The organism is Geobacillus sp. BK01, from assembly GCF_052220245.1.
GTDB lineage: Bacteria > Bacillota > Bacilli > Bacillales > Anoxybacillaceae > Geobacillus.
Genome location: NZ_JBQPTH010000001.1, coordinates 33,973 through 50,035, shown reverse-complemented (window position 1 = coordinate 50,035; position 16,063 = coordinate 33,973). Strand labels below are relative to the sequence as shown.

Here is a 16,063-nt window from a genome sequence, read left to right as displayed (position 1 = left end):
GCCTTGTACTTTTACATAATGCTTTTCGTCTGTTCATCAAACGCCGCGGCCGACGCCGGTCGCTCTTTCCCTTTGCTGTTCTTTTGGCCTTGACGGCTCGTCACGAGCAAGTAAATCACGACAAAGTAGCCGATATAGGCGATCATTTCTTCAAGCGACGGCATCGATGAGTAGCCGAACAGCGCTTTTAAAAAGACACCGACTTCACCGGAAAAGACAGGGGCGACACCGTGGTCGCGCACATAATGCTCATAATCGATCGGATGTTCCGGGAGCAGCCATGTCAAGTCGTATACATGGGGCATGACGCTGCCGATCAAGTTAATATCTTGCATCATTGAAATGGCTTGTACGAGCAGCCCGGCAGCAATCAAGACGATAAAAGCACCGGTCACTTTAAAGAACGTCTTCAGCGGAATGCGCATCGTCCCCTTAAAGAAGAAGTAACTGACCAAGACAGCGATGGCAATTCCGGTCGCCGCCCCCCATCCTTGTATGGCCGCACCGATGTTCCCATGTGTAATGGCGGCAAAGAAAAAGACCGTTTCCACCCCTTCGCGCAACACGACCAAAAACGAGTGAATGACCATCCCAACCACGTTGCCGGCTGTGATGAACTGATCCATTTTCCCTTCAACACTTTTTTTCATGTCCCGGCTATGCTCAGCCATCCAAAACACCATTTGCGTCAACAAGAGCGCCGAGACGATCATAATGCCGATTTTCAAGTAGATTTCACTTCCCATCGCAGCGAAGCCGGTGAACACGACTTGAAACAAAATGGCGACACCGACGCTCGCGGCCACCGCCAAGGCGGCGCCGAGCCATACATATTTCGTATACTCGCGATGATTCACCCGTTTCAAATAGGACGTAATAATCCCAACAATCAGCAATGCCTCGAGTGCTTCGCGAAACGTAATGAGCAGCGCCTGAACTTCCATGCCCCCGCCTCCCCTTTACATTTGGATTAAGCCCGCTTCCGGCTTCGTACATAAATAAGGGCAGCGCCAATAATGATAGCAGCGATGACAATGAGTGGAATCCAGTTTTTAACTTTGGACAAATCCGTCCATTCTTTTTTCTGTACTTCATCTGGTTTTTCCGTAGCACTTTCAGAAAAATGGCCAACTTTTAAACTTTTCAGACCAAATTGCTTTTGCAGCGCCGTTAAAATCGTTTCTTTGCTTTTCTTAAACACATTGATATCCGATTTTTTCTCGCCAACGCCGAACAGCCCTGGATTGCCAAGCGATTGAAGAGCGTTGTCAAATTCCGCACGCAGCTGTTTATCAAGCGCTTGGTCCTTCCCTTGAATGATCGGCGACAGCGCCTCATACGTCGCAAACGCCTTCGCCAGCAGCCGCTTGCTCGTGTCGTACTGATCAAAGTTTTTTTCGATATTTTCTAAACGGCGAGCGATATTGAGCACTAAAATTGTTTCCATATTGCTAGTCACCGCCTGGCGATCTTTCTCTTCGAGCGCCCTAAGCACCGCCGTCGACGGTTCCGTCCCCATATGCATATCAATTTCCTCTTTGACGGTGCCGAAAATGTCTTTCGCCGCGGCAAAGTTCGGCGGCTGTTCGTTCAACTTTTCTTTCATTTGCTTGTAAGCTTCGGCGACCGCTTCCTCATTCGGATTTCCATACGAATAGGCAAACACTTTAAGCGGGATGAGATTGATCGTAACGATCATTGCTATGTAAAAAAAGAAGCGGAACATTCCCATTTTTTCCTCCCCCTCCTGTCAACATTAATGATAATGATTATCAACATCTTTGTCAATATGGCCGGCAAAAACATGACGGCGGCTAAGCGGGAGCCGCCTTACGAACAATGCCGCGTCCACTCTTGGGAAAGCACATGCGCATCGCGATCGATGGCAACTTTGTCGACCGGGCGGCTCATTTCTTTCCATATCGCCGGAATAACGGAAGTCATGTAGGCGGTGAATTTGATGAAGGAACGACCGGTCGTCCGCACCTGGTAGCGGATCGGCACTTCCTTCAGGCGAAATCCTTTGCGCACTAAATTGAGCGTCAGCACCTGGGCATAATTGTAATCGTGGATAATTTCCGCCTGTTCCATCGCCTGGCGGGAAAAGGCGCGCATGCCCGACTGCCCGTCGTAAAGGCGCTGGCCAAGAAGGAGCGACTGCAGGCAGGTGAACACATAGTTGCCGAGACGGCGATGCCATTTCATGCCGCGAATCGTGCCGAGAAAGCGTGAGCCGATCGTATAGTCGGCTTCTCCTGCAAAAATGGGAGCCAAAATGTCGGGAATTTGCTCTGGTGGGTATTCGTTGTCGGCGTCGATCATGACCCCGATATCTGCACCGAGACGCACGCATTCCTCAAGCCCGCGGCGCACCGCCGCCCCAAGACCGCGGTTTTCCGGCAGGCGACAAATGTAATCGGCCCCCGCTTCTTCTGCCACCTCGACCGTCCGATCCATCGATCCATCGTCAATGACAAGAACACTTACTTCGACATCAGGGTGAAAGCGGCGCGGAATGCGACGAATAACGTCCCCGATAGCTTCTTCCTCATTATGCGCCGGCAAAAAAACGATGACCCGCTTCCGTTTCATCATTGCTCTTCTCCTTTCGCATTGCTTCGACTAAAACCGGACCGCGGCTATGATTCGGATATGGCGCGCCAAGTAAATAAGCGATTGTCGGTGCGAGCGAGACAAGGCTCGTTTTCTCGTCGACCCGTTTTCCCGGTTCGATGGCCGGGCCGCACATAAAAAATGGCACATACCGCTCCCCTTCATCCAAATGGCCATGGCCGCCGATGCCATCCGCCTGGCCATGGTCAGCACAGATGATCAATGTTGCGCGGTCGAGCTCGCCGCGTTCCTCAAGCCAACCGACAAACTCCGCAATCAACGCGTCCGCTTCTTCAATTTTTTCGATATATTCGTCATACAGCACGCCGCGGCTATGGCCGGTTTGATCGGTGGCAATCAGCTGTACGACGAGCAAGTCCGGGGTTTGTTCCTCGACAATGCGTTTTGCCCGCTCGATAATATAACGGTCGGCGAGGTCATTCGGCATAACGGCCGTCACCGTTTCCACATCATCACCAAACGAATCAACCAAATGGGCGATGCCGAGCAAGCGGCCTGTTTTTCCGATTTTGCGGAGCGAGTCGAAAATCGTCTCGACTTTCGCCCCAAGCTTCCACACCATATTCGACCGAATGCCGTGCTCAAACGGATATGTGCCAGTGAACATCGAAGTAAAGCAGACGACCGTGCGCGCCGGGTACACGGTCTCCATTTGCGCAAATTCGGTTCCGTGCGCGCGCAGCCGTTTTAAAAATGGAGCGTTCGCCGCCTCAAACCGGTCTTTGCGCATGCCATCAATAACGATGACATACACTTTGTCATTGACCGGCACGGCCGGAACGGGCACGTTGTCGGTATACGTCGGAATAACGTCCGGCTTCCAGTCGAATAAGTAGCGGTGCAACACCCAGGAAAACAGCCATACCCCGGCAGCAAACAGCACCAACGAACCGTACAGCGGCACTAAGGGAGCCCCTTGCCCTGCTTGTACATAAGCGTACTCCCATACGGACAAAAGAAGAAAACATTTCGGCAGCTGCTCTTGGGCGTTGCCGCTTGTTGAATCGCTGTTTTTCAATACAAGCTTCCAAAAGCGGGTGAAATTCCACCACGATGTGCCGATGCGCAAATGATAATACAGCGTTCCCCAAAAAAAGACGGTAAAGAAAAAATAGAGCGCAGCCGCCAAAAACAGCAAGACGGCATCGGCAAACGACCAAATGATGAGAAATACCACGTATGGAATCCATAAATAATTGCGCAAAAACAGCGGATAATCGTATACATAGTAGATGAAAAACAACGGCAGCACCGCCACCAAGCCGAGCAGCCACGCCGATGCATGGCCGCCGAGAAGATCAGCGGCATGGTAGATCGTCATCGTTCCCGCGACAAAAATCGGTGTGAATGGTTTCCCTTCGTTCAACAAATTCCAACAGCGCGCCGCCATTTTTTCAAACCGTGATGCTTCTTTCATCGCCTCTCCCTTTCTTTTTTCCATACGCCCCGCACCGCCTGCCAGTCAGACTGCCAAAGCGCGAGCACAACGGCTCCAGCAGCGTATGAAAATAGAAATTTAAACGCGTGGGTAAGCACTGCCGCCGCATACGCCATGCCCCACGGTACGCCCAGTACAGTCAACGCGAACGCCATCACCGCCTCATACGTTCCTACTCCACCCGGGGCCACTTGGGCGATCTGGCCGGATACGGTTGCGCTATTAACCCATACCGCCTGCCAAAAAGAAAGCGGCATACCGACCGTTCGGGCGATCGCGCCAATGACCGACGCCTCACACAGCCAGCTTGCCGCCACCGCCGCGACAATCAACATACCTCGCCAGCTGTGAAACACGGTCCGCCATCGCCGCCATAAGCGATCGATACGAAGCGGGCGGCGGAACACGATGAGAACGAGTACAAAGCCGGCCGCAGCGAGCGCTGCTAACAGCGGAATCCCGGGAATTTGGTGCATGTACATATACATCCCGAAAGCGGCGAAGCCGCCTAACACGGCCATATCGAGCAGCCGCATGACTGCGACCGACTCGACCGCTTCGCCGACCGAAACGCCGGGCTGGCGGGCAAGGACAGCGACGCGGGCCGCATCACCAATTTTTACCGGCACAAGATGATTGATAAACAAACTTAGCAGCACCGCGCGCCAATAGACAGAAAAAGCGATCGGTTTCCCGACATACTGCTTCCACGCCCATGCCCGAAGCCAAAACGACACACCATATACAAACGCTGCCCCGGCGAGATCAGCGGGATGGCGAACGAGTTCAGCGAGCTGCCTGAGCAGCAACCGGCTGTCAAAATAACGATACGTCAGCCAGGCAAAAATGAACAACAGCGCCACTCCAGCCACCCGCAACGCCGCTTGGGCCGCCCGCTTACCGCTCATGTTCGCGCGCCCACGCCACCGTCCGGGCAAGCCCTTCAGCAAACGGCACCTTCGGCCGGTAGCCAAACGCCTGCTCCGCCTTCGCGATGTCCGCCCATGTTGCCTTCACGTCCCCTTTTCGCTCCGGCGCGCGCGTGATCTTCATATCCGGGAAATGCTTTCGCAGCTCGACAAGCAACTGCTCCATGGCCACCGGCGCCCCCGCGCCTAAGTTAAATACCTCGCTTTGGCTACCGCCGCGATGGAGCGCCGCCACCATGCCGGCGACAATATCATCGATGTACGTATAATCGCGCGCCGTCCCGGAGCCATAGACGACGATCTCCTCGCCGTTCATCAACCGGCGGATAAACGTACCGATCGCCATATCCGGGCGCCCCCACGGCCCATAAACAGTAAAATAGCGAAACATCGTCATTTGATAACCGTACAAGTGGGCGTATGCATGGCAAAACGACTCCGCCCCGTACTTGGCGGCCGCATACGGCGACACGACACGGCCATCGGCCATTTCTTCTTTGAGCGGCACATTGCCACGGTCGCCATACACGGATGATGACGAAGCAAACAGCACATGGCTGACTCCCGCTTCCCCCGCCGCTGCCAACACGTTCACCGTCGCTTTAATGTCATAATCAATATAGGCGAGCGGCTGTTCAAGCGAATGCGGCACTCCAGGGAGCGCCGCCAAATGGTACACCACATCTGGGCACAACTGCGCCAACGAACTTTTCGTTTTTTCCCCGTCAAGCAAATCAAGGCGGACAAGCGGCACCCGGCCGCCGGTGAGCGCCCGGAACTGCCGCTCTTTCCGCTCGGGTGAATAGTACGGATGGAAACAATCCAACGCAACAACTTCATGCCCTTGCTCGCTTAAACAGGCAGCCAGATGGCTGCCGATAAAGCCGGCCCCTCCCGTAACGACAATCTTCAACAGCTCCACCCCATTACTGAGATTAATATCCATTAGCATCTTACCATAGCTGGCGGTGAAAGTCGCGGCATATAGGGAAAAATGGATCGTTTCCATTCAGGACGCGCCGCCCTACAGGCCGGCAAGGGACTCCCCTTCTTGCCCCGTTGTCCCAAAAGGCGAAGGGCGCCCTGCGGACACCCTTTTCCATTGTTAGTTCGCTTTTTCGATCACTTGCTGCAACGTCGCTTCGATTTGCGGCAGCACTTTGTCGCCTTCGGCTTTGTTTTTCGTCTTTGCCGCTTCTAAGTAGCGTGTCGCCTGGTCGTTCAAGCTGGCGTACGCCTTATCGCCGAGCAGCGCTTTTAAGTCATTTTCGATCATGTTAATAAAGAGCGCCCCCTCTAAGGCGGTAATCACCGATTTGTCTTGGCCCCAATTTTCTTTGCTTTCTTCATACTCGTGAAGCGCCACTTTCGCCCATCCGCGCACGAACGCGTTGTTCACCGCTTTCGGGTCGAGCGTTTTAACATCGGTTTGCAAGTCAAACTGCTTCAAAATGTAGTCTGCTTCTTCCGCGGCATGCCGTTTCATATACGGATAGACGGATTGATAAAACGCCCAGCCTTCCGCCTGTTCCACTTTCGCCTCTTCCGCGTTTTCTTTCGCTGCAGCCGCCGCCTTCGCCGCGTAGCCATGCGGCAGCGCCCCGCTCGCCAGGTAGAACGTTTTCATCAACGTTTTATCAACGACTTGTTTTCCAAGAGCAAATGAGAGGGCATCATCGCTTTGAACCGCTTGCTCCATTTGGGCAAACGCGCCGTTAATGGCGTCTACGAGTTTTGTGCCATACGCTGCATCGCGCTTTTCCACCGTTGGCTGTAAAATCGCGTAAAACGTTTTGGCTTCTTCGATCTCTTCTTTTACTTCTTCCTTATTCGCCCAATGTTCTTCCGCCTCAGTAAACTCATGTTTGATCGTTGTGTAAAACACTTTTTGCATCAGCTTATCGAAAATTTGTTTGACGACCAGCGGCTCAAGCGACCCGTCTTTGCCGGCCGCCAAGGCAGTTGTAATATGCTGGTCAAGCGTATCTTCAAATTCCGCGTCGCGTTTTTGTACAAGCGGCTGCAGCTTTTCGTTGTACAAACTTTCCACCTTGCCGAAGTCGACCGTTCCTCCTTGTTTCGCTTTATCAAGTTCGGCAAGCGCCTCGCTGAAAGCGGCGGCGTAATCGACTTCCGCTTCCTCGCTTTCCCCTTCCGCTTTCGTCTCCGTTTTCGGCTCTTCTTGTTTCTCTGCGGCCGTTTGACTGCTGTTTTCTTTTTCTGTCCCCGCCGTCTGTTCGCTTTGGCCGCACGCTCCAAGCGCCAACGCCACGGCGGCGAACACAGCCATCCACTTCCACTTCAACAACATTATGTATCCCCCTTGTTTTTGATAATGATTTTCATTAACAGAGTTTATTATAATAGATAGTGATTTTCACTGTCAACAAGCATTTGCCAAAATGGAAACGTGTTTCATATCCTGCAGCATGATGAAAAGAGCACCGTGTCAATAAAAAAGATCCACGTTCATCGAACCGTGGATCTTCTGCCGGGTTACACATGTTTGCCAACAAGCTGGGCGAGCGCTTCTTTCGGCTGATAGCCGATCGCTTTATCGACGAGTTCACCGTTTTTAAACACGAGCAGCGTCGGGATGCTCATGACGCCGAACTTCGAGGCCGTTTCTTGGTTTTCGTCAACGTTCACTTTGACGATTTTCACTTTGTCGCCCATTTCTTGATCAAGCTCCTCAAGCACTGGGGCGATCATGCGGCACGGACCGCACCACGGCGCCCAAAAATCAACGAGTGTGACGCCGTCCTTCGTTTCCGCGGCGAACGTTTGGTCTGTCGCATTAATAATGGCCATGCGAATTCCCTCCCATATTCTAGAATGCTGCAAGCAAAGTATACCATGGAAATTTGAAACGACGCGAATATTTTGCCTCGTTTCTAATATTCGCTTCGCAGTGGATTTTATCCGCAGAAAAAACGGGCAGCGCGTGCCGCGCAACCCGTTTTGGCCGATTACGAATGGACTTTCAGCTTTTTGAATTCTTCCGTCAGGAGCGGGACGACCTCAAACAAATCGCCGACAATGCCGTAGTCCGCCACTTTAAAGATGTTCGCTTCCGGATCTTTGTTAATGGCGACGATCACTTTCGAGTTCGACATGCCCGCCAAGTGCTGGATGGCGCCCGAGATGCCGCAGGCGATGTAAAGGTCCGGCGTGACGACTTTCCCCGTTTGCCCGATTTGCAGCGAGTAGTCGCAATACCCCGCATCGCACGCCCCGCGCGAGGCGCCGACCGCACCGCCTAACACTTCCGCCAGCTCTTGAAGCGGCTTGAAGCCTTCGGCGCTTTTCACACCGCGGCCGCCGGCGACGATCACTTTCGCTTCCGTCAAGTCGACCCCTTCGGCTGTTTTGCGGACGACTTCTTTCACAATCGCGCGCAAATCTTTAATCTCAACGGTGAGCGGTTCGATGCTGCCGGAGCGCGATTCGTCGCGCTCAAGCGCCGCAATGTTGTTCGGGCGAACCGTCGCAAAGATGATGCCGTCGGTGACAATTTTCTTTTCAAACGCTTTGCCGGAGTAAATCGGGCGTGTGAACACAATATTGCCGCCCGCTTCTTCGACCGCCACCACGTCGGATACAAGGCCGGCGTCCAATTTGGTGGCGAGCTTCGGCGACAAGTCTTTGCCGAGCGCTGTATGGCCAAAGACGATGGCTTCCGGCTGTTCTTTGTCGATCACCGCTTTTAACGCTTGTGAATAGCCATCAGACGTATAAAATTTCAAGTTCGGATGCTCAACGACAACAACGCGATCCGCTCCGCGGAAAATAAGTTCATCCGCCTGCGCCTGCACCTGATCGCCGACGAGCGCCGCCACGACTTCCCCGCCTTCCGCGATCGTTTTGGCGGCCGCAATCGCTTCAAACGAAACGTTCCGCAGCGATCCGTCGCGCACTTCTGCCAATGTCAATACTTTGCGTGCCATGTTTCAGTCCCCCTACCCTTATTGTTCGTAGTTTCCGCCAGTTAGAGAGCGCCGACAACCGCGCCGTCTCGCTTTACACGACTTTCGCTTCGGAACGGAGCAGCCCGACAAGCTCTTTGACTTGATCGGCAATCTCACCTTGCAAGATTTTCCCCGCTTCCCGCTTCGGCGGCAAAAATACTTCAATCGTTTTCGTTTTCGCCTCGACATCGTCCTCGTCAAGATCCAGGTCATCGAGCTCGAGCTCGTCAAGCGGTTTCTTTTTCGCTTTCATAATGCCTGGGAGTGACGGATAGCGCGGCTCATTCAGCCCTTGTTGGGCCGTGACAAGAAGCGGCAATGACGTTTCGATTACTTCCTCGTCCCCCTCGACATCGCGCACAACGGTCACTTTGCCGCCGTCGGCAATGTCAAGTTTCGTAATCGTCGTCACATACGGGATGCCGAGCAGTTCCGCGACGCGTGGGCCGACTTGCCCCGAGCCGCCGTCAATGGCGACGTTGCCGGCTAAAATCAAATCCGGGCTTTTGTCTTTTAAGTACTCAGCGAGCACTTTCGCTGTCGTATATTGATCTTGCTCTTCGACATCATCATCGATGTTGATGAGCGCCGCTTTGTCGCACCCCATCGCTAACGCCGTGCGCAACTCTTTTTCCGCTTCCTCGCTGCCGACCGTGACGACCGTCACTTCGCCGCCATGTTGGTCGCGCACTTGGATCGCCTCTTCGATGGCGTATTCATCATACGGATTGATGATGAATTCAGCACCGTCTTCACTGATTTTGTTATTCTTGATCGAAATTTTTTCCTCAGTGTCAAACGTGCGCTTCATCAAAACAAAAATATTCATGTCATTCCCCTCCTCAGTTTGGTCCAGCGTTCATTCGGTTGCCAACATTCAGACATTTATGAGGTTATTTCCCTCGAAAGACGGGCGGCCGTTTTTCCAAAAACGCCTGCACGCCTTCTCTTCCATCTTCGGAAACAAATACACGGCCAAACCATTCCGCCTCATCGCGCACCGCCTCGGCGAACGATTTTTCTTTCGCCGCGTTGAGCAGCTCGATCGTGGCGCGAACGGCAAGCGGGCTTTTGGCGGCGATCTTTTTCGCCAGCGCCTTCGCCTCGTCAAGAAGCTGCCCTTCCGGCACCGCCTTGTTGGCCAGCCCCCACTGCACTGCCTCCACGCCGGTGATCGGCTCGCCTGTCCACATCATTTCCGCCGCTTTGCTGAAACCCACGTAGCGCAAAAGCCGCTGCGTGCCGGCAAACCCCGGAATGATGCCGAGCTGCAGCTCCGGCAGGCCGAGCTTCGCGGTCTCCGCCACCACACGAATGTGGCAGCTCATCGCCAACTCGAGTCCTCCGCCAAGCGCCGCACCGTGAATGGCGGCGATGACCGGCTTCGAAAACCGTTCAATCCGCTCAGCAACAAGCTGGCCGTTGCGCGACAAGGCGGACGCTTCCTCCGCAGTAGCGACGGACAGAAACTCTTTAATATCCGCACCGGCCGAGAAAAATCGGCCTTCACCATGCAGCAGCACGACGCGCACGTCCGGGTCGGTTTCAAGCTCATCCAAGACGTTTGAAAGCTCTTTCAAAACAACGGACGAAAGAGCGTTCGCCGGCGGTCGCGAAAACGTCACGACAGCGACGGATTCCTCTTTCGCCAAGCGAAAATACTGCATGAAGCCTCTCCCCCTTCTGCCTTCCGTCAACGCCCGGCGGCGCACCCTTTGACGAGCAGCTCGTACACCGGTTTGGCGAGCGCGGCCAGGTCATATTTTTGCTCGTTCATGACCCATGTCGTCACCGTCTCGTCGATCGTGCCGAAAATCATTTGCCGAGTGAGCCGGACGTCTAGATCATGGCGGAATTCCCCTTTTTCCATCCCCTCGATGATGATGCTGTCAATGAGCCGCAAATATCCTTTCAGCACTTCATTAATGCGCTGGCGCAGCTCTTTATTTGACTGGCGCAGCTCAAGCTGCGTCACGATCGCCATATGCGGATCGTCAGCCAGGGCGGAAAAATGAGTTTTCACTAATACATATAATTTCTCTGCAGGGCTCGAAATTCCTTCTATCTCTTGTTCGATTTTCTCGATAAACGCCCCCATTTTTTCTTGGAAAAGCGAGATTAAAATGTCTTCTTTGTTTTTAAAATAAAGATAGATCGTGCCGTCGGCGACACCGGCTTGTTTGGCGATTTTCGCCACTTGTGCCTGGTGGTAGCCATGCTCGGCGATGACGACGACGGCCGCATCAATAATTTGCTTGAACTTTGGCTTTTCTCTGCGCAATCGTCATTCTCCTTTTCTTCCTATCACCTGTCATCAAATGAATGAATCGTCATTCACATCCCTATTTTACGGACTGTTCCGACGATTTGTCAAGCCTTATTTTTTCTTGCTCCACAAGAACACGCCGCAAAATTTTGCCGACCGCTGTTTTCGGCAGCTCGGAGCGAAATTCGTACAGGCGCGGCACTTTATAAGCGGCGAGCCGCTCGCGCATAAAGGCATCAAGCTCTTGTTCACTGCACTCCTTGCCCGGCCTTAAGACAACGAACGCTTTCACCGTCTCACCGCGGTACGGATCGGGAACACCGATGACAGCCGCTTCCTGCACGCTCGGATGTTCATACAACACTTCCTCAACTTCACGAGGGTAAATGTTATACCCGCCGGCGATAATGACATCTTTCTTGCGATCGACGATGTAAAAATAACCGCGCTCATCCATATAGCCGATGTCGCCGGTGTACAGCCATCCGTCGCGCAACACTTGCTCGGTCTCTTCCGGCCGGTTCCAATACCCTTTCATCACTTGCGGGCCGCGGACGACAAGTTCCCCACGCTCGCCCGGCTTTGCCTCCTCTCCCGTTTCCAATGAAACGATTTTCGCCTCGGTATCCGGCCAGGGCACACCGATGCTTCCTTTCACCCGCTCGCCGTCCCAGAGGAAATTGCTATGGGTGACAGGCGACGCCTCCGTCAAGCCGTATCCCTCAATTAATTTTCCGCCCGTCGCCCGCTCGAACCGTTCCTGCACTTCGACCGGCAGCGGAGCCGAACCGCTGATGCACACATTGATCGAAGATAAGTCGTATTTCGGCAAATCACGGTCATTTAATAAAGCGATATACATCGTCGGCGCGCCTGGAAACATTGTCGGACGCGTGCGCTCGATCGTTTTGAGCGTCTGTTTCACGTCAAAGCGCGGAAGCAGCACCATTTTGCTCGCCTGCATGATGGCCAAATTCATCACCGTCGTCATGCCATATACGTGAAAAAACGGAAGTATGCCGAGCACCGTTTCTTTTCCTTTTTCACATTTGTACACCCAATGGGCGCACATGAGCGTATTGGCGATCAAGTTGCGGTGCGTCAGCATGGCTGCCTTTGGATGCCCCGTCGTGCCGCCCGTATATTGAAGCAGCGCCACATCGTCCGCCGGATCGATTTCAACAGAAAGCGGGGCTGTTTCCTTCCGGCCGACAATCGTGCGGAACAAATGGACGGTTTCGCTTTCCTTAAGGCGGACGACCGGCATGTTTTGCTTCCGCTGCACAAGGGGGTACAGCCATTTCTTCACCGTGGGCAAATAGTCTTGCATTCTCGTGACGATCCAATGGTTGACCGGTGTTCTCCCTTTCACCTTTTCCGCCTTTGGGTACAAAATGTCCATTGTCACGAGCACCGAAGCGCCGCTGTCAGCCAACTGGTACTCGAGTTCGTGTTCGGTATAAAGTGGATTCGTCTGCACGACGATGCCGCCGGCCAAAAGCGTTCCGTAGTAGCTGATCACCGCCTGCGGGCAGTTGGGCAGCATCATCGCCACCCGATCCCCTTTTTTCAATCCGATCGTCCGCAAATAATGCGCAAATGTCAATGCTTGCCCGTACAGCTCGCGAAACGTCATCGTCTTGCCCAAAAAGTCGATCGCCTCATGGTCTCCGAATTGCTCCGCCGTCTCCCGCAAATAATCAGGAAGCGTTTTCTTTGGATAGTCAAGCGTATGCGGAATCTCCGGCGGATAGTGGGCCAACCATGGTTTCTCCATTTTCATCCCTCCTTACTCTTTATTTTATTTTATTATTCTGAATTGTTTTACCCAAAAAGAGCGCCAAGCAAACGCCTGGCGCTACAGCCACACATAAAGCAGCCCGACGGCAAGAAAAAGGCCGCAAATGACAAACAAGATTTTGGCCAACACATCGACCGAGCGGTTGCGCACCGCCATATACGCGATGCCGGCGATCAAAAGCAGCCCAACGGCGATCAACAATCCTTTTACCGCGTTCATTGTTTTGTTCCCCTTTACTGAATCCCTTCACCGATCACAAACGACAAACCGACGGAAATGACCATGGAAATAAAGCCGACCGCCCGGTTGTCGTTGGCGATTTCATCATCGATGTTAAATTTCGGTGTCAAAAATTCGTAAATAAAATACGCTGCGAGCAGAAGCAAAAACCCGTACACGCCCCAGCCAATCATCGACAACAGCGACTCATGGCGGTCGAGTGCGTAGCGGAAAATGTTGGCGATGCCAAAAATCTTTCCGCCCGTCGCCATCGCCACCGCCATATTGCCTTTTTGAATTTCTTTCCAGTTTTTATACTTCGTGACAAGTTCAAACACAGCCAAAAACACCACGATGCACAGCACGGCGACGCTGAAATTGGCCGCCGTTTTCACCATGTCTTGTTCCCAAAACGACGCCATTGCCATCGCCCCCATCATTTCAGTTCCACGACCGTCACCCCGGTGCCGCCCTCATTCGCCGCGCCAAACCGGAAGCTTTTGACCGCCCGGTGCTGCTTTAAAAACTGCTGCACCCCTTGTCGGAGCGCGCCTGTCCCTTTGCCGTGGATGATGGAGACGCGCGGGTAGCCGGCGAGCACGGCATCGTCAATATATTTTTCGAGCCGGATGAGGGCGTCTTCGTACCGTTCGCCGCGCAAATCGAGCTCGAGGCTCACATGGGCGTCCTTGCCTTTCACGGTCGCAATCGGCGTCGCGTCTTTCGCCGGCGCGCTGCCGATGTATTCCAAATCGCGCTCGCGGATTTTCATTTTTAAAATGCCGAGCTGCACTTGCCATTCGTCATCCGACACCTTCTCGATCAAGTAGCCTTTTTGGTTGAGGCTTGTCACCTTCACTTCATCGCCCGGCTGGAACACATGGCGCGGCGCCTGTTTTTTCGCTTTTTTCCGTTTCTCGACTTTCGGCACGGCGGCGGCGAGCCGCTGTTTTGCCTCAAGAAGCTCGTGGTCTTTCACTTCCGCCTGCTTTTCTTTTTGCAGGCGGCGCAGCTCGTGGATCACCCGCTCGGCTTCGCGCTCGGCCGCGCGAATGATGTCCGTTGCCTGCTTCGCTGCTTCGGCAAGCCGCTCTTCTTTTTCCTCTTCCAGCGCTTCGAGCTTTTGTTCCCACTCGGCGCGCAGCCGCTCGGCTTCCTCAAGCGCCGCCCGCGCCCGCGCTTCGTCTTCCTCGGCTTGTTTTTTGCTTCGTTCGAGCGACGCGATCATGTTTTCGACGTTATGGCTTTCCGCGCTCACCTGCGCTTTCGCCCGCTCGATCATCCGTTCATCCAGCCCTAAGCGGCGTGAAATATCAAAGGCGTTGCTGCGGCCGGGGATGCCGATCAACAGTTTATACGTCGGACGGAGCGTTTCGGTGTCAAATTCAACGCTGGCGTTCACCACCCCGGAGCGGTTGTAGCCGTACGCTTTCAGCTCCGGGTAATGCGTCGTCGCCACCGTCCGCGCCCCGCGCCCGTGCACTTCATCCAAAATGGCGATCGCCAGCGCCGCCCCTTCCTGCGGGTCGGTGCCGGCGCCAAGCTCATCAAAGAGGACGAGGCTTTCGCTGTCGACATGGCGCAAAATGTCCACAATATTGACCATATGGGACGAGAACGTGCTCAAGCTTTGTTCAATCGACTGCTCGTCGCCAATATCGGCGAACACGGAGCGGAACACCGCCGCTTCCGACCCGTCGGAAGCCGGGATAAACAGCCCGGCTTGCGCCATGAGCGTCAACAACCCGACCGTTTTCAACGTCACCGTTTTCCCGCCGGTGTTCGGTCCGGTGATGACGATCGTCGTGTAATCGCCGCCGAGTTCAATGTCATTCGGGACCGCCTTCGCCGGATCGAGCAGCGGATGGCGGGCCTGCACAAAGCGGAGGTAGCCGCGATGGTTGACAGCCGGTTTTGTCCCCTGAATCCGGCGGGCGTATTTTGCTTTGGCAAAGACGAAGTCGAAATGGGCGAGCGCCTCGGCCGCCCGTGCAAGCGGCTCGGCCTGCTCGGCCACTTTCGCCGAGAGCTCGCGCAAAATGCGCTCAATTTCCTGTTTTTCTTTCGCCCGCGCCTCGCGCAGCGCATTGTTCAACTCGACGACCGCCTGCGGCTCGATAAACAGCGTCGCGCCGGACGCCGATTGGTCGTGGACGATGCCGCCATAGGCGCCCCGATACTCTTGTTTCACCGGGATGACGTACCGGTCGTTGCGGATCGTAATAATGGCGTCCGACAGCCGCTTTTGCGCCGCCGGCGAGCGGATGATGCTCTCGAGTTTCTCGCGGATGCGCGCTTCCGCCGCCCGAATCTGCCCGCGCAGGGCGCGAAGGCGGTCGCTTGCGGCATCCAACACTTCGCCATGATCGTCGATCGAGCGGCGAATGTCATGCTCAAGCGCCGGCACCTCGACGAGCTCATCGGCATAAGCGGAAAGACGGTCCAATCCGCCATGCTCCTCCCGCAAACCGGCAATGAGCCGTTTCATCTGCCGGCTTGCCGCCGCTGTCGCCGCCACCTCGACGAGTTCAACCGGGCTGAGCACGCCGCCGATCGCCGCCCGTTTCAAATGCGGACGGATCACGAACAACCCGTCAAGCGGCGCATAGCCGGCGAGCCGCAAAACGGCGGCCGCTTCATCCGTTTCCTCGAGCCAGGCTTCGACTTCCCCCAAGTCGGAAGACGGTATGAGCGCCTCGATTTTTTCCAAGCCAAGCGGCGACGACGCATGCTCGGCCAGCTGCTCTTTCACTTTGTCAAACTCTAAGATGCGAAGCATTTTTTGTTGCACGTATTCACCCTCCATGC

Annotated in this window: 16 protein-coding genes; all 16 read right to left on the bottom strand. The window is 54.4% G+C overall.

What is annotated here, in order from left to right; translation table 11 throughout:
- Positions 1-11 precede the first annotated feature (11 nt).
- Entirely contained in the window at positions 12-944 is a 933-nt protein-coding gene (locus ACTVDO_RS00270) for an FTR1 family iron permease (protein ID WP_020960804.1), read from the bottom strand.
- Positions 945-970: 26 nt separating this feature from the next.
- The gene (locus ACTVDO_RS00265) at positions 971-1,732 is read right to left on the bottom strand and encodes a hypothetical protein (RefSeq protein ID WP_442900838.1); all 762 of its coding nucleotides are present in this window, start codon (positions 1,730-1,732) and stop codon (positions 971-973) included.
- 98 nt (positions 1,733-1,830) lie between these two features.
- Positions 1,831-2,592 (bottom strand): glycosyltransferase family 2 protein, encoded by a 762-nt coding sequence (locus ACTVDO_RS00260; protein WP_041267978.1) that lies wholly within the window; start codon positions 2,590-2,592, stop codon positions 1,831-1,833.
- On the bottom strand, positions 2,552-4,051 hold the full coding sequence (locus ACTVDO_RS00255; protein ID WP_442900957.1) for an alkaline phosphatase family protein: 1,500 nt from the start codon (positions 4,049-4,051) through the stop codon (positions 2,552-2,554). Before ACTVDO_RS00255 ends, ACTVDO_RS00260 begins: the two co-directional genes overlap by 41 nt.
- Positions 4,048-4,980 carry a lysylphosphatidylglycerol synthase transmembrane domain-containing protein gene (locus ACTVDO_RS00250; protein ID WP_442900837.1) on the bottom strand — a complete coding sequence of 311 codons (933 nt, stop codon included), beginning with the start codon at positions 4,978-4,980 and terminating at the stop codon, positions 4,048-4,050. The genes ACTVDO_RS00255 and ACTVDO_RS00250 overlap by 4 nt, the downstream gene beginning before the upstream one ends.
- Positions 4,970-5,914 (bottom strand): NAD-dependent epimerase/dehydratase family protein, encoded by a 945-nt coding sequence (locus tag ACTVDO_RS00245; protein ID WP_442900836.1) that lies wholly within the window; start codon positions 5,912-5,914, stop codon positions 4,970-4,972. The genes ACTVDO_RS00250 and ACTVDO_RS00245 overlap by 11 nt, the downstream gene beginning before the upstream one ends.
- Positions 5,915-6,106: 192 nt before the next feature.
- Positions 6,107-7,312, bottom strand: coding sequence for a hypothetical protein (locus ACTVDO_RS00240; protein WP_442900835.1), 1,206 nt, complete (start codon positions 7,310-7,312; stop codon positions 6,107-6,109).
- A gap of 185 nt (positions 7,313-7,497) precedes the next feature.
- A complete protein-coding gene (gene trxA, locus ACTVDO_RS00235; protein ID WP_020960811.1) occupies positions 7,498-7,812 on the bottom strand; it encodes a thioredoxin in 315 nt (104 codons plus the stop codon).
- A 158-nt stretch (positions 7,813-7,970) separates the two neighbouring features.
- A complete protein-coding gene (locus tag ACTVDO_RS00230; RefSeq protein ID WP_020960812.1) occupies positions 7,971-8,948 on the bottom strand; it encodes an electron transfer flavoprotein subunit alpha/FixB family protein in 978 nt (325 codons plus the stop codon).
- A 73-nt stretch (positions 8,949-9,021) separates the two neighbouring features.
- On the bottom strand, positions 9,022-9,798 hold the full coding sequence (locus tag ACTVDO_RS00225) for an electron transfer flavoprotein subunit beta/FixA family protein (protein WP_020960813.1): 777 nt from the start codon (positions 9,796-9,798) through the stop codon (positions 9,022-9,024).
- A gap of 64 nt (positions 9,799-9,862) precedes the next feature.
- Positions 9,863-10,636, bottom strand: a complete 774-nt coding sequence (locus ACTVDO_RS00220; protein WP_020960814.1) for an enoyl-CoA hydratase — start codon at positions 10,634-10,636, stop codon at positions 9,863-9,865.
- Positions 10,637-10,662: 26 nt separating this feature from the next.
- Complete coding sequence (locus ACTVDO_RS00215) at positions 10,663-11,250, bottom strand: TetR/AcrR family transcriptional regulator (RefSeq protein ID WP_020960815.1); 588 nt, start codon at positions 11,248-11,250, stop codon at positions 10,663-10,665.
- 61 nt (positions 11,251-11,311) lie between these two features.
- Entirely contained in the window at positions 11,312-13,012 is a 1,701-nt protein-coding gene (locus ACTVDO_RS00210) for a long-chain-fatty-acid--CoA ligase (protein ID WP_442900834.1), read from the bottom strand.
- A gap of 81 nt (positions 13,013-13,093) precedes the next feature.
- Entirely contained in the window at positions 13,094-13,255 is a 162-nt protein-coding gene (locus tag ACTVDO_RS00205; protein WP_020960817.1) for a hypothetical protein, read from the bottom strand.
- A 14-nt stretch (positions 13,256-13,269) separates the two neighbouring features.
- Positions 13,270-13,677, bottom strand: a complete 408-nt coding sequence (locus tag ACTVDO_RS00200; protein ID WP_020960818.1) for a DUF350 domain-containing protein — start codon at positions 13,675-13,677, stop codon at positions 13,270-13,272.
- A 14-nt stretch (positions 13,678-13,691) separates the two neighbouring features.
- Positions 13,692-16,046: an endonuclease MutS2 gene (locus ACTVDO_RS00195; protein ID WP_442900833.1), complete on the bottom strand. Its 2,355-nt coding sequence runs from the start codon at positions 16,044-16,046 to the stop codon at positions 13,692-13,694.
- Positions 16,047-16,063 lie beyond the last annotated feature (17 nt).

Excerpts from the sequence above, each read along its gene's own strand:
- ACTVDO_RS00270 (WP_020960804.1), bottom strand. The coding sequence starts at position 944 with ATGGAAGTTCAGGCGCTGCTCATTACGTTTCGCGAAGCACTCGAGGCA.
- ACTVDO_RS00265 (WP_442900838.1), bottom strand. The coding sequence starts at position 1,732 with ATGGGAATGTTCCGCTTCTTTTTTTACATAGCAATGATCGTTACGATC.
- ACTVDO_RS00260 (WP_041267978.1), bottom strand. The coding sequence starts at position 2,592 with ATGAAACGGAAGCGGGTCATCGTTTTTTTGCCGGCGCATAATGAGGAA.
- ACTVDO_RS00255 (WP_442900957.1), bottom strand. The coding sequence starts at position 4,051 with ATGAAAGAAGCATCACGGTTTGAAAAAATGGCGGCGCGCTGTTGGAAT.
- ACTVDO_RS00250 (WP_442900837.1), bottom strand. The coding sequence starts at position 4,980 with ATGAGCGGTAAGCGGGCGGCCCAAGCGGCGTTGCGGGTGGCTGGAGTG.
- ACTVDO_RS00240 (WP_442900835.1), bottom strand. The coding sequence starts at position 7,312 with ATGTTGTTGAAGTGGAAGTGGATGGCTGTGTTCGCCGCCGTGGCGTTG.
- trxA (WP_020960811.1), bottom strand. The coding sequence starts at position 7,812 with ATGGCCATTATTAATGCGACAGACCAAACGTTCGCCGCGGAAACGAAG.
- ACTVDO_RS00230 (WP_020960812.1), bottom strand. The coding sequence starts at position 8,948 with ATGGCACGCAAAGTATTGACATTGGCAGAAGTGCGCGACGGATCGCTG.
- ACTVDO_RS00225 (WP_020960813.1), bottom strand. The coding sequence starts at position 9,798 with ATGAATATTTTTGTTTTGATGAAGCGCACGTTTGACACTGAGGAAAAA.
- ACTVDO_RS00220 (WP_020960814.1), bottom strand. The coding sequence starts at position 10,636 with ATGCAGTATTTTCGCTTGGCGAAAGAGGAATCCGTCGCTGTCGTGACG.
- ACTVDO_RS00210 (WP_442900834.1), bottom strand. The coding sequence starts at position 13,012 with ATGGAGAAACCATGGTTGGCCCACTATCCGCCGGAGATTCCGCATACG.
- ACTVDO_RS00205 (WP_020960817.1), bottom strand. The coding sequence starts at position 13,255 with ATGAACGCGGTAAAAGGATTGTTGATCGCCGTTGGGCTGCTTTTGATC.
- ACTVDO_RS00200 (WP_020960818.1), bottom strand. The coding sequence starts at position 13,677 with ATGGCGTCGTTTTGGGAACAAGACATGGTGAAAACGGCGGCCAATTTC.